At 41.9% G+C, this 14,515-nt stretch carries 10 protein-coding genes; 8 read left to right on the forward strand and 2 right to left on the reverse strand.

Annotated features, from left to right (window positions below; genetic code table 11):
* Positions 1-114: 114 nt before the first annotated feature.
* The 8 genes from BFP97_RS09040 to BFP97_RS09075 all read left to right on the forward strand — a co-directional run bounded on the left by BFP97_RS09040 (position 115) and on the right by BFP97_RS09075 (position 12,683).
* Positions 115-2,535, forward strand: coding sequence for a penicillin acylase family protein (locus tag BFP97_RS09040; RefSeq protein ID WP_069842104.1), 2,421 nt, complete (start codon positions 115-117; stop codon positions 2,533-2,535).
* Positions 2,532-2,894, forward strand: a complete 363-nt coding sequence (locus BFP97_RS09045; protein ID WP_069842105.1) for a hypothetical protein — start codon at positions 2,532-2,534, stop codon at positions 2,892-2,894. Before BFP97_RS09040 ends, BFP97_RS09045 begins: the two co-directional genes overlap by 4 nt.
* Positions 2,891-4,795: a phosphoglycerate dehydrogenase gene (gene serA / locus BFP97_RS09050; protein ID WP_069842106.1), complete on the forward strand. Its 1,905-nt coding sequence runs from the start codon at positions 2,891-2,893 to the stop codon at positions 4,793-4,795. Before BFP97_RS09045 ends, serA begins: the two co-directional genes overlap by 4 nt.
* A gap of 96 nt (positions 4,796-4,891) precedes the next feature.
* The gene (locus BFP97_RS09055; RefSeq protein WP_069842107.1) at positions 4,892-6,619 is read left to right on the forward strand and encodes an amidohydrolase; all 1,728 of its coding nucleotides are present in this window, start codon (positions 4,892-4,894) and stop codon (positions 6,617-6,619) included.
* 99 nt (positions 6,620-6,718) lie between these two features.
* On the forward strand, positions 6,719-8,974 hold the full coding sequence (locus BFP97_RS09060; protein WP_069842108.1) for an aminotransferase class III-fold pyridoxal phosphate-dependent enzyme: 2,256 nt from the start codon (positions 6,719-6,721) through the stop codon (positions 8,972-8,974).
* A gap of 416 nt (positions 8,975-9,390) precedes the next feature.
* The gene (locus BFP97_RS09065; protein WP_069842109.1) at positions 9,391-10,584 is read left to right on the forward strand and encodes an MFS transporter; all 1,194 of its coding nucleotides are present in this window, start codon (positions 9,391-9,393) and stop codon (positions 10,582-10,584) included.
* Positions 10,577-11,659: an aminotransferase class V-fold PLP-dependent enzyme gene (locus tag BFP97_RS09070; RefSeq protein ID WP_069842110.1), complete on the forward strand. Its 1,083-nt coding sequence runs from the start codon at positions 10,577-10,579 to the stop codon at positions 11,657-11,659. Before BFP97_RS09065 ends, BFP97_RS09070 begins: the two co-directional genes overlap by 8 nt.
* Before the next feature lie 124 nt (positions 11,660-11,783).
* Entirely contained in the window at positions 11,784-12,683 is a 900-nt protein-coding gene (locus BFP97_RS09075; RefSeq protein ID WP_255399554.1) for a universal stress protein, read from the forward strand.
* A gap of 2 nt (positions 12,684-12,685) precedes the next feature.
* Here BFP97_RS09075 and BFP97_RS09080 read toward each other — a convergent pair whose 3' ends face one another.
* Both BFP97_RS09080 and BFP97_RS09085 read right to left on the reverse strand, forming a co-directional pair.
* Positions 12,686-13,093: a heme-binding domain-containing protein gene (locus tag BFP97_RS09080; RefSeq protein WP_170827438.1), complete on the reverse strand. Its 408-nt coding sequence runs from the start codon at positions 13,091-13,093 to the stop codon at positions 12,686-12,688.
* Positions 13,094-13,162: 69 nt separating this feature from the next.
* Entirely contained in the window at positions 13,163-14,470 is a 1,308-nt protein-coding gene (locus BFP97_RS09085; protein ID WP_255399422.1) for an MFS transporter, read from the reverse strand.
* Positions 14,471-14,515 lie beyond the last annotated feature (45 nt).

Here is a 14,515-nt window from a genome sequence, read left to right on the forward strand (position 1 = left end):
TTAAACAAAAGTAAAAGGAAATTCCAGTTTGACCCAATAACAGACAATAGGATATCTTCATAATGTGTCGCTGCCGAATTTATTATATTAACGACTGTATCTCTTTCTCAGACCATGAAGCAATTTAAATTCATATTATCCTTAGTGTTGACTATTGCCATTTTCTATGGCATGGACAACAAGTTTGGATCCATCCCTCCTATCGGTAAATTCCTAAATCCTTATACTGGGGTTTGGCAAAATGAGACATCAACTGAGGGCTTTCAAGACCTACAAAATCTTGAAGGGCTTTCTCAGCCTGTTAATGTTCATTATGATCAAGCACTTATTCCTCACGTATTTGCTCAAAATGATCGGGACCTCTATCGGGCTCAAGGATATATAACGGCACAGCACAGACTCTGGCAATTGGAGTTTCAAACACATGCTTCAGCTGGGCGCTTATCTGAGATTGTAGGCAGTGCTGCTTTGGATTTTGATCGTGGGCAACGAAGAAAAGGGATGGTTTTCGGTGCTGAAAATGCCCTCAAAACGATGCAAGAGTTTCCAGAGCTAGTCAAAAACCTTGAAGCTTATAGAGATGGAGTCAATAGCTATATAGAAAACCTCTCTCCTGCCGACTACCCACTTGAATACAAGCTACTGGACTACCAGCCTGAACCATGGACATTGAAGAAGACGGCCTTACTGCTTATGTATATGACAGACATGTTGGCTGGGGGTGAATCTGATTTGGAATACACCAATTTTCTTAAGAAGTACGGTCAAGAAAGGTTTGACCTATTCTTTCCAGACTTTTATGATGTCAATGATCCTGTGATACCCTCTGAAAGAAATTGGGAGGATTTTGGGGAAGTTGAAGTGCCTGAAGTACCAGAGGGTGAGCTACCAAAAGAATATGTCTCTGGCCTGTTACCCAAACCACATCCTGACAATGGAAGCAATAACTGGGCGGTTGGACCAGACAAATCGTATTCTGGCAATCCCATCTTGGCCAATGATCCTCATTTGGGACTCAACCTTCCATCCATCTGGTATGCCATGCAACTCGCGACACCAGAAAAAAACACCTTCGGAGTAACTCTTCCTGGAGCGGCAGGCATAGTCATTGGGTTTAACAACGACATCTCTTGGGGGGTAACCAATGCTACTCGTGATGTAAAAGATTGGTACAAAATCAATTTTGAAGACGAATCAAGAGACAGATATCGACACCGAGATGCTTGGGCAAATACGGATAAAAAGATTGAGGAAATCATAGTGCGAGGCGGAGAAACTTATTACGATACAGTTGTTTATACACATCATGGCCCAGTGACTTATGATGCCAGCTTTTCTGGAAATAAAGAGCTGATCGGTTATGCCATGAAATGGGCGGGGCATCTTGGCGGTAATAATCAGCAGACACTGCTTGAACTAAATAAAGCCAAGAATTATGACGAGTATAAGTCGGCACTTAAGCATTTCGTTGCGCCAGCGCAGAATTTCATTTTCTCATCTCGAGAAGGAGATATAGCACTTTGGGTTCAAGGTAAATTCCCCAACAAGTGGAAAGGTCAAGGGAAATTTCTATTAGACGGGAACAATCCCGATCATGACTGGAGAGCCTTTATCCCCCAAGAACACAATGCGCATATCAAAAACCCTAAGAGAGGCTTTGTCAGCTCTGCCAATCAGCATCCCACTGATGCTTCATACCCTTATTATGTTTTCAATGATGGATATGAGGCTTATAGAAATCGAGTAATCAATGACTTTTTCAGGTCAAGAGAAAAGTTTGACGTGCAAGACTTCAAGGACCTTCACAACAACAATTACAATTTGAAGGCAGCCGAACTATTGCCACATATGATAGCAAACATTGACATCACTCAACTCAGCCCTGAGGAAGAAAAGCTATTCGGTGAAGTATCTAGCTGGAACTATTACAATGACATTGACAAAAATGGCGCGACAATTTGGGAACGCTGGTGGATAAGAATCAGAAATATGGTCTGGGATGAGCTCGCAGAAGATGATGTCGACATGCCCTACCCCTTTGCCTATCAAACCATTTATTTGCTGAAGAACAACCCTGAGGATAAGTTTATGGACATTATGGAAACGGATAAAGTTGAAACTGCAAACGATCTTTTCCTTTTAAGTTTTAAAGAAGCTGCCAAAGACATTAAGAACTGGAAAGAAAATAATGAAGGTTTTAACTGGGGTGACTACAAGTCTACTTATGTAGGTCATATTCTTCAGGCCTTACCGGCATTCTCAAGGTTCAATTTACCAATTGGAGGGAACAGTGGAATTGTCAATGCGACAAGTCGAAATCATGGGCCCTCCTGGCGAATGATAGTCGAGATGTCAGACCCACCAAAAGCTCTAGGCATATACCCTGGTGGGCAATCGGGCAACCCTGGCAGTAAATACTATGACAATTTTGTCGACACATGGGCCAATGGAGAGTATTTGGAAATTCTCTTCATGCAAGACGAGTCTAATACGAGTGGAATCATGTTCTCACAAACTTTAACACCGAAACAATGAAAAGCGCACTATCAAACTTTATTCTTACTATAGTTCTCGCCCTGGTGCTTTCCTTGTTTTTACCTTGGTGGTCTATCATGCTGGCAGCATTTATATCTAGTGCAATCGTTCGCTTAAGAAAAGCATCTGCATTCTTTGTTCCCTTCTTAGCAATAGCCGTATTTTGGATAATATACGCCTGGTTATTGAGCAGCGCGAACGACTTCATTTTAGCTAAAAAGGTAGCAGTACTACTTAGTCTTGGAGGAAATGCCTTGGTGCTAATTTTGGTCACAGGGGTCGTTGGCGGACTTGCTGCAGGGGTTGCAGGAGTTTTTGGCAACCAATGCCGGGCAATTTTTAGCCAGAACGATCAATGAATCAGACCACATCGGAAGTCCAGCATTTTGTAATTGATTTTGACAGTACATTCACCAAGGTTGAGGCCCTAGATATTCTTGGTGAAATCTCATTAGAAAACCATCCAGAAAAAGACAAACGCCTTCAGTTGATCAAAGATGTGACTGACAAGGGCATGGCTGGGGAAATGTCTCTAAGAGAATCCCTAGAATCAAGGATCAATATTCTTGATGCACACCAGTCTCACTTGGATGAATTAGTTAGGCGCTTGAGCAAATTGGTGTCAAAGTCGATTTCAAGAAATCAGACGTTTTTTGAGCACAATGCCGCCAATACCTTCATTGTTTCTAATGGATTCAAGGAATTTATCGTACCCGTGGTAACGCAACTCGGTATACGCCCTGAACATGTCTTTGCCAATGACTTCATCTTCGATGACAACGGTGCAATCATTGATTTTAATAGGGAAAATGTACTGTCCTCCAATGGAGGGAAAGTGAAACAAATAGAGCAGCTAAGCCTTAAGGGAAACGTCCATATGATTGGTGATGGTTACACCGATTATGAGGTAAGGAAAGCTGGTGCCGCCAATACTTTCTATGCCTATACAGAAAATATCGAACGGGACAGTGTGAAGGCGCATGCTGATCATATAGCCCCTAGTTTTGACGAAATACTATTCCATAATAATATGAGTGGAGCTTTATCATACCCAAAGAATCGAATCAAGATGCTCTTATTGGAGAGCGTTCACCCCAAAGCCTTAGCCAAACTAAAAGAGGATGGGTTTTCAGTGGAAAGCTATCCAGCGGGATTAGATGAGGATGAACTATCGGAAAAGATAAAGGGTATTCGAGTGCTCGGTATTAGATCGAAGACCCAAGTCACAGCAAAAGTCCTTGATCATGCCGATAAACTCATGGCAATTGGTGCCTTCTGCATTGGCACCAACCAAATTGACTTAGAGGCCGCATTAAATAAAGGTGTGGCAGTTTTTAACGCTCCATACAGTAATACTAGATCTGTCGTAGAACTTGCCATAGCGGAGATCATTATGCTAATGCGTGGCATCCCTGACAAGAGCAAGGATATGCATCAGGGCAAATGGTCTAAAACCGCCAATAGCAGTTATGAAATCCGAGGTAAGAAGCTTGGCATCATTGGTTATGGCAACATAGGTGCACAGCTTTCAGTACTGGCAGAGAACCTCGGGATGAATGTTTTCTACTATGACATTGAAGAACGTTTGGCACTGGGGAATGCTACAAAGTGTAACTCCCTTCAGGAACTTCTTGAACTGGCTGATGTAGTTTCCCTACATGTCGATGGAAGACCTGAAAACAAGAACATTTTCAGAAAAGAGCATTTCGAAATGATGAAAGATGGAGCCGTCTTTCTAAACCTTGCTAGAGGACCTGTGGTGGATATCCCTGCCCTTAAGGAAGCTGTCTCAAGTGGGAAAGTTAGAGGAACTGGTGTAGACGTATTCCCTGAGGAACCAAAGAGTAATAATGATCCGTTTAATTCTGAGTTAATTGGATTACCGAACACAATTTTAACACCACACATCGGTGGCAGTACTCAAGAAGCCCAAGAGAACATTGGTGACTTTGTTCCAGGCAAAATCATGGATTACATTAACACTGGCAACACTGCGCTTAGTGTTAACTTCCCTAATCTCACCCTGCCTCCTCTCGAAAATGCGCATAGACTCATTCACATTCATGAGAATAAACCAGGTGTATTGGCGGAGATTAATAATGTTTTGGCCGCACATGAAGCCAACATTGTGGGGCAATACCTGAAAACCAATGAGTCTATAGGCTATGTGATTACCGATATAGATAAGGAGTACGGCAAAGACCTGGCAAAAGCACTGAAGAAGATCGAACACACGATCAAATTCAGAGTCTTATACTAAGTCACCGTTAAAAGTCTATTCCTACTTATTGACATAGTTCCGGTTGCGATCCAGTTAGAATTATGCTAGTTTTTAGCATAATTGAAACCTTAGACTATGAACAATAAATTCAAGCAACTTCTGTCTTTAGTTGCACTGGCAGCGCTTTTAGTTACCCAGGCCTGCTCTCCCAAAACTGGACCCGATACCATATTCATAAATGGCGAGGTCTACACAGTAGACAACGACAATTCCAAAGTCCAAGCAGTGGCTGTGACTAATGGAATGATTGAGGCTGTTGGAACGACCGATGAGATCAGCAAGCTGGCTGGGTCAAATACAAAGATTGTAGACCTAGCAGGAATGACGATGACACCCGGCATCATTGAATCACATGCCCATTTGATGGGAATTGGTTATAACAAGCTTGAGCTCGACTTAATGTATGTCAAAACATATGACGAGTTAGTAGAAAAAGTAGCTGAGGCTGTAGCCAAAGCTGAACCTGGTCAATGGATTACTGGACGCGGATGGCATCAGGATAAATGGATAGAAAAACCAGACGTAATGGAAAAAGGCTTCCAAACTCATGACAAGATGAGTGCTGTGAGTCCTGACAACCCAGTATATCTGCGCCATGCTAGTGGACATGCGACCTTCGCAAACGCCAAGGCTATGGAAATGGCCGGCATCAACCGTTTAAGCATTGAAAGCCTATCGGGCGAAGTTGAAGGTGGAGAAATTATTAAGGATAAGCTTGGCAACCCGACTGGTGTTTTCACCGAAAGGGCCTCCTCGATTGTTGGTAAGCTGGTACCACAAGAAACACCTGAGCGTGCCGATCAAGCCCTAGAAATGGCTATCCAAGAGCTATTAGAAAAAGGAATTACAAGTTTTCACGATGCAGGATCAGGTCAGGCTTTCATTGACAGATTGCAAAGGTTCAAAGCAGAAGGAAAACTAAAGGTCCGTCAGTATGTAATGCTTACAGGTCGTCAACCCGAGTTGCTCGAAGAATGGTATGAAAAAGGACCAATGATTGACCCTGACCATATGGTTACTGTGCGCTCGATCAAACTCAACTGTGATGGTGCCTTAGGCCCTAGAGGTGCTTGGTTGTTAGAGGCGTATACTGATCGTCCTGACCATTATGGACACGAGACTCTACCCATGGAAACGGTAAATACTGTTTCAGAAAAGGCCTTGGCCACAGGTTTTCAGGTTTGTTCTCATGCTATTGGCGATAGAGCAAACCGTGAAATACTGGATCGATACGAAGCCTCATTTAAGAAGTACCCTAACATCAACCCAAAGGATGTAAGGTTTAGAATAGAGCATGCTCAACACTTGAATGTGGATGACATTCCTCGCTTTGGTCAAATGGGCGTGATTGCGGCTATGCAAGCCGTGCATATGAGTTCTGATAGACCTTGGGCAATTGACCGATTAGGAAAAGCCAGAATTGAAGAGGGTGCTTATGTATGGCAAAAGCTATTGCAATCAGGCGCTAAGATTATTAACGGAACCGATGCTCCAGTTGAACCAGTTGATCCCCTACCATCATTCTTTGCATCTGTAGCCCGAAAAACACTTCAGGGCTTTCCTGAAGGAGGCTTTGAGCCTGACCAATCTATGTCAAGAGACGAAGCCTTAAGATCATTTACAATTGATGCTGCTTTTGGTGAGTTTGAAGAAGATTTCAAAGGATCGATTGAAGTTGGTAAAGCTGCTGATTTTACTGTATTCGATAAGAACATTATGACTATTCCTGAAATGGAAATTCTGGACACAAAAGTGGCTATGACTATTATCAATGGAGAAATCCTTTACGAAAAAGGAGAATAGTCACCATAAACTTCTGATAAAAGCACGACCCTAAAGGTTCGTGCTTTTTTTATCTCCTTTTTGTCAAGATCACTACGAGCTTTTTTAACTTCACCTTTGATGACGCAAGACCTGTTCGATCACTATCGGCTAACGAACTGCTCACTTAAGACCATGGAAGGTTATATAAGTGAAAACTACTTGGTCTCATCAGATCAAGGGAAATATGTATTGAAAGTGTATGATTATTCTGCTCAAACCGAAGCAGAAATTATTGCTGAAACAGAGTTTGTTAATCGTCTGACCCACCTTACAGCCAATCAGGTTTCACGGCCGATAAAGAATCAGGATAATGAATTGCTAACACGAACAGCCGATGATAAAATACTTAGGCTACTCTCGTTTGTAGAAGGCACCTTCTTAGCCGAAGCGCAACATACACCTGAGTTATTTCAGTCACTCGGCAGTTTTATGGCAGAGATAGATTTAAAACTGGCATCATTTAGAAATCCAGGCATAGAAAGCCGAAGGTTAGAATGGGATTTGCAAAACCTGTCGCTTATAAAATCGCTTATTGAGCACATCAAGGACCCTTCTCGGAGAAAGCTAGTAAAGCACTTTTTTATTCAATGGGATTTGAATGTGGCTCCTGTACGCCCACGACTCAGACAGTCGGTTATTCATAACGATGGTAACGATTGGAATGTCCTAACCAAAGACAATCGGGTCACCGGGATAATTGACTTTGGTGACTCAGTCTATACTCAATTGATCAATGAGTTAGCAATTACCATCACCTATGCCATTTTCGACAAAGAAGACCCATTGACATGGGCAGTGTATACCACAAATGGGTATCACCAAAAATATCCTCTTGAGAGAAGGGAATTAGAAGTTCTATACTATCTGATTGCCGGGAGACTAATTACAAGTGTTTGCAAATCGGCACAAGAAAAAACAAAGCAACCTAATAGTGACTATATCACCATAAGTGAAAAACCAGCCTGGGACTTGCTAGAAAAGTGGGTGAAAATCAACCCAATTAAGGCCAAAAACCAATTCCTTCGAGCGGCAGGGTTTGAGATTGATAAAGTCGAACCAATCGAAGAGGTGCTATCCAAACGAAAGCGCGTCACCGGATCGAACGTTTCCGTTAGTTACAAAACACCTATCTATATGGAAAGTGCAGCTTTCCAATATATGTTCGACAGATACGGAAATACTTATCTAGATGCCTACAATAACATCCCTCATGTCGGACATCAACATCCTGTAGTAGTAGAAGCTGCTCAGCAACAGATTGGAAAATTAAATACCAATACTAGATATCTATATGATAGCCTCCAAGAATATGCAGAGCAGTTATTAGGGAAGTTCCCGGCTACATTATCCAAAGTATTCTTTGTTAACTCTGGTAGTGCCGCCAGCGATCTTGCCATTCGGCTTGCTCAGAACTTTACTCAAAAGCAGGCTATAGCTGTTATGGAACATGGCTACCATGGCAACACTCGACTTGGTATTGACATTAGCCATTACAAGTATGGAGGTTCTGGCGGTTCGGGCAAAGTCGATCAGATTATTGAGGCTTCTATCCCTAATGTCTACCGAAGCAAGTTTGGAGAGGGAGAGAATACCGGTGTCCTATATGCCAAAGAATTCATCGAGAAATTGAAGTCAGCCAATGGTGATGTTGCCGCATTTATCTCCGAACCCATTGTAGGCTGTGGAGGACAGGTTCCTTTGGCACCAGACTACCTCAAAGAAATTTACCCTTATATCAGAAGTCAAGGAGGCGTTTGCATCAGCGATGAAGTACAAACAGGATTTGGCCGTTTAGGAGATTATTTTTGGGGATATGATATGCAAGAAGTAATTCCTGACATCGTAGTCTTAGGCAAACCCATTGCCAATGGACATCCAATGGGTGCAGTGGTAACCACTAATGCCATTGCAGATGCATTTGATAATGGCATGGAGTTTTTCAGTTCTTTTGGTGGCAATCCGGTATCCTGTGAAATTGCAAAGGCAGTTTTGGACGTTATTGAGGAAGAGGGACTTCAAGAAAATGCCAGAATGGTAGGTAACTATCAAATGGAATGCCTTCGTCAGCTACAAAAGGAGTTCCCAATCATTGGTGACGTGCGTGGATCTGGTTTGTTCACTGGTATTGAGATTGTTCAGGAAGGCACTTTGGAACCGCACACGGCACTGGCTCAGCATATAAAAAACACATTCCGAGATAATCATATCCTCATCAGTACTGATGGCCCTTATGACTCGGTTATTAAGTCTAAACCTCCACTTTGTTTTTCCAAAAGCAATGTGGATGAGGTAATTGAAGTATTGAGGAATACTTTGAAGGGATGGAAAAAATAAAGCCCCGATAAATCGGGGCTTTTATATTATCCCACTTTAAGCCTAAAGGTCTTTCGAACCTCTATGTAAGACAAGATTTGGGCTATCCTTTAGACTCGCAACAGTCCACTGTTATCCTTTTCCGAAGAACGAGGCCCCGACAAGTCGGGGTGAGGCCTTGTTTTGAGAGGGATTCACCCGGTATTTGAGTTATAATTGTAAAGTTCGAAAACTAGTCTAAGCTCAAATGGGAAGTCTTTGTCAAAACTGTTAATTACATACAAACATAACAGGTGTTTGGTTTCAAATAGTGCTTTTTATCAATAAATAATGTTACATTTTTCGTGGTCGATGCGTCTCATCGAATAAATGCACAAATCGGTATTTGGCATATAATTTCTTAGCTTGCACGCTTAATTAGGAGATCAAAAGGCACATTGAGTTTATCAACCGACAAAATTCTGACGCGAGATTACATCTTGCACTTCACCTCCTACTTCCTGATGGCTTCGGCCTTCTACTTCTTACTGCCTACGCTACCTACTTACGCTGAAGTAGCCCTAGGAGCTAAAAAGAATCAAATCGGATGGATCATCGGGGTTTATGCCGCATCAGCATTGGCCATACGTCCATTCTGTGGGTACGTCCTTGATGCCTATGGCCGAAGAGCTGTTTACTTGATCGCGCTGATACTGTTTACAGTACTCATGTGGCTTTATCACTACTCGTTTACCTTTTATATTCTATTGGTTATTCGTGTCTTTCATGGTTTCACTTGGGGAATTATTACCACAGGTGGGAGTACCATCGCTGCTGACCTTATTCCAGAAAGCAGAAGAGCAGAAGGGATAGGGTATTTTGGCTTGGCAATGACTTTGGCAATAGCCCTGGCTCCATTCTCAGGTGATCAAATCATGGGGCAAAACAACTTCTTCAATCTGTTTACGATTTCATTTGCCTTCGCTGTAGCCGCTCTCCTACTAGCGTTCTTAATCAAGGTTCCGAATATCAAAACCGGTGAAACCAAAATCGGTATTTCAAAGATGTTCGATAAGCGAGTCAATAGAATCGCCATAGTGATGTTTACTGGTGCATTCCCATATGCAGCCATCTTCTCATTCATACTCTTATACAGTGAGGAACTCAATATAGAACAAGGCTCTCTTTTCTTTATTTTTATGGCCGTTGGAGTTGCGCTCGCGAGAATTTTTGTGGGAAAAATCATGGATAAGCGCGGTCCATCAATGCTCGTCTTTGCTGGTCTGGCGGTTACCGTTCTTGGACTTATCTGGTTTAGTTATGTAGATACGTTTTGGCAGTTCATGGCTGTGGGTGTTTTAGTCGGCATCGGCAACGGTGTAATTATGCCTACGGTTCAGACCATGGCACTCAATATGGTACCTCTTGAACGCAGAGGAGCCGCCAACGCTACCTTTTTCTCCGCTGTCGACTTAGGCATCGCAGCCGGCTCAATATCATTAGGTTACATTGCTGAATATTATGGCTTAGCCAATATGTTTTTTGTCTCGGGAGTAATACTTTTGTTCCCGTTGATCTACTTTTTCCTATTTGTGAAAAAGCACTATGAAAGACACGTTGCTATACTTAAAGAAGCCGAGTTAAATGCCTAAGAAGATTTTTTTCACCCCTGGACCTTCAGCACTTTATTTCACAGTAGAAGAACATCTGAAGCAAGCTACCAGGGCTCAGGTGATGGAAATCAATCATCGCAGTAAGCAAGCTGAGAGTTATTACAAAGAGGCTTCTGACAACTTGAAAGCCTTAATGGATATACCTGAGGACTATCAAGTTTTCTTTTTGAGTTCGGCTACTGAAATTTGGGAACGACAACTGCAAAACCTGGTCATTGAAAAATCATTTCACTATTGCCTTGGGGCATTCTCAAACAGGTTTTATGACTTCGCTGTAAAATGGGGTATTAATGCCGAAAAATCCGAATCACCTTTCGGTGAATTACCCAATACGGATCCAGAATTGATTCCAGACGATACTGAACTCATTACCCTCGCGCTTAACGAAACCAGTACGGGCGTTTCATTCCCGCAGGAAGATATCTACAAAATTAGAGAAAGGCACCCTGAGGCATTGATTGCAGTCGATGGTGTCTCGGCCTTGCCGGTATTAGATTTAGACTTTAACAAGGTAGATAGCGTCTATTTCTCGGTGCAGAAGTGCTTTGGTTTGCCAGCAGGATTGGGTGTATGGATTGTAAGCCCAAGGGCAATTCAAAAAGCTGAGAAAAAACTGGCCTTAGGTCATTCCATTGGAGCATATCAGGCACTGCCTAACTTGTTGAAAAATGGTCTGAAAAATCAAACCACTTTCACCGCAAACGTGCTCAACATATTCTTGTTGTCGCGAGTGACCTCAGATATGCTAGAAAAAGGGATAGATGTAATCAAACGTGAGGCAAAATACAAGGCAGCGCTTTTAAATCATCTTGTCGAAAACCATCCAAAGCTCAATCATTTTGTAGCGGATCGAAAGCTAAGATCCAAAACGGTCACGGTTGCCAATACAATGGAAGGGTCTTCAGAAATCCTGGAGAAACTGGATCAAAAAGGATTTGTATTAGGCAATGGATACGGCAACTATAAGGGCAAACAGATCAGAATTGCCTCCTTTCCTACCCATTCAAAAGAACAAATGGAATTATTGGTTGACGTGATCAATGCGACAATCTAATTCGACAACTATTCTTATTTAGAATACGATTTCATTATTTTCAAGAAACCAATAATTCGTCATGCGAAAGAAGTGTTAATTTTGCAGAGAATTTTTTGAGCTTATGCCTTCAAGAGAAAAAATAATGGTTTTAATGGATACCTCAGATGCGGATAGAACGCTTCTGAAGTTTCTAGAAATTATTGCCACTACTAACGAGACCCAAGAAATCCATTTTTTCAATAGTATCAGTGAGATGAAAATTCCTGATGAAGTATTGAAGGAATTTCCTGAAATCAAAGAAAAGTCCATTGCTGAGAGGAAAAGCAAAATAGAGGTGCTTGCCAAGAGCGTTCTCCCTAAAAAGTTAGTAGATATAAGTCAGGTTCATATTAAAGAAGGTGCTCCCTCAAAGGCCATATTGAGATTTGTCGAGAAAAATGATATCGACCTTATTATTATGGGTAGACACAAAAACTTCATTGGAGGCGGTGTTCTATCTAATAGATTGGCAAGAAGAGCAGCATGCTCATTATTCATTATTCCAGAAGGTGCCGAACCGAATACTAGCCTTCTTCATGTTCCTTGTGACTTCTCTAATCACTCTCGAATTGCGATGGAAGAGGCGATAAAAGTGGCTCGCAAATACAAGGATGTAAAAATCATCTGCCAAAATGTTTATACCGTTCCAGGCGGATATCATTACTCCGGTAAAACTTACGAAGAGTTCGCTGAGGTAATGCAGAGTAATGCGGCAAGGGATTACAAACGTTTCATGTCAGAAATTGATCATGAAGGTGTGAGTTTAGAGGTGGTTTACTCTCTAGACACCAACGACAACCCTGTTACAGATATCATTGATTTTGCTCATGACAATCAACCTGGTGCTATTTTCATTGGTGTAAAAGGACGTACCTCTACGACAGCCCTATTTATTGGTAGTCGTGCTGAGCAATTAATTCAGTACAACAATGATATTCCAATGATGGTAGTTCGGCCTAAGGGCAAGAACGCTGGTCTAATGGACTTGATTAGAGAAATCTAAGTTTACTGACCTTTCAGCCTTTTCTCCTCTTTTTCAGCCCAAGCGAGTAGCGTCTTTGTCTCTTCATCAGTGAGTTTCATTTGAGGCCTTCTTTCTACTGTTCTTTTAGGAGGCATTTTACCTTCTTCAAGTACCTCAAAAAGTTCTGCTACTAGATGTTCCTGCTCTTCTTTATTCATATCAGGCACTTTAACCCACTGTAGTTTCTTTCTAGCTTTCTCATTTCTAGCATCGGGTTTATGGCACCCCATACACTTGGCTTCTATAATTTCCTTGACCTTACCAGTAATTTCAATTCCATCTTGATCTTGGATGTCATTACGCACTAAGTCACTTCTATTGGAAACAAAACCAGTGTTAAATAACAATACTACTGTAAAGGCTACTGAGGTTTTAATTAGTTTTTTCATAGGACTCATTTTATCAGAAGGAATTTATTCAATTAATCCCACTATTGGACCTCAATTTCTGTGAGAGGTTTAGTTATTGATAACCTCTTTGGCTGTCAATCGCTTTAGAAAGAACAAGGCTATTAACAAAAGAGCCATTGGAATCAAAGTATATGTAAAGGCCTGATCAGCACCTAGCTCTTTAAACAAAATGCCAATAATTCTTGAACCAAGAGTTCCTCCTAAAGCCGAGAAAATGATAATCAAACCAGACATTGGGCTGTGCAACTTCTTAGGCAAGGCACTCAGCACTACAGAATTTAATAAGGGATAAATTGGTGCAATGAAAAGACCCACCAATGGAAAGGCATAACCTATTGCAGGTACATCTGCCAGCGTCTCTACTAACCCAATATCAGCGTTAACCGCCTTTGGCAATACAAACAGTACCACAGCCATAGAGGCGAAAATGCATACCGTTAATACCCATACCCATGAAAATTTCTTTGCCAGTTGACCCGCCAATATTCTTCCAATACCTAGACTAATGGCCAGAATACTCGCCATCATAATGGCCACGTTCTCTGGCAGATCCAGTACCCTTTCATTAAAAGTAGGCAACCAGGTCATTATGCCCTGTTCTATCATTACGAATAGGAAAGCAGAGACCACAAAAACGATTACCAGAACTTTAGCGATCAACCTGAACATTTGCACGAAATCTTCAGCGACATTAGCTCCCGGTACCTCATCTCCTTCCTGAAAATCCGCTCTGAGCAGAAACACAAAAGAAAGCATAGAGAGCCCTGCAAGTAGCCAATAGACATTGAGCCAAGCATTAGGATCACTTTCGGTATTAAATGCTGGAAAGAGGAAGTAGGCCAAAGCAATTCCGAACATGAATACTCCCTCAATATTACTCATAAGACTGCCATGTTCCTTAGAATCAGAAGTAACCAAGCCAATCACTGAATAAACCGACACCTTGATAATTGCGAAACTTACTCCCACCGTAGCAAAAAGCAACTTGGCAGTCCAAAAGGAATTACCAAAGTACATACCTATGCATGCCAGTGAGACAAGGGCCAAAGCAACCAACATTCCCTTCTTATAGCCTATTCTTGGTAAGAAAGAAGCAATTAGAAAAGAGACTATGGCGATCGGTAAGTCTTTGAATGCCTCTAGTACACTGGCCTGTACTTCGTCAACACCATAGACATTCTGGGATTTGAGTATGACGATGCCAACACTATTCAGCAGAATAGCAAAGACAAAGTAGTTAATATAAAGCGAGAGCTTAATCGCATTGTTTTTCATAGCGCGTTCCAAGGTTGAAATGGAAGATAGCAAAATGTTGCGAAAGCCGAGGCCTGTAATCATACTCCTGAAGACGATCATCTTTGACGTCAATGGAGAATAAAGTGAAGGCCTCATCAGTTCGAA

Origin of the sequence: Roseivirga sp. 4D4 (genome assembly GCF_001747095.1) — a bacterium.
In the GTDB taxonomy this organism is placed as follows: domain Bacteria; phylum Bacteroidota; class Bacteroidia; order Cytophagales; family Cyclobacteriaceae; genus Roseivirga.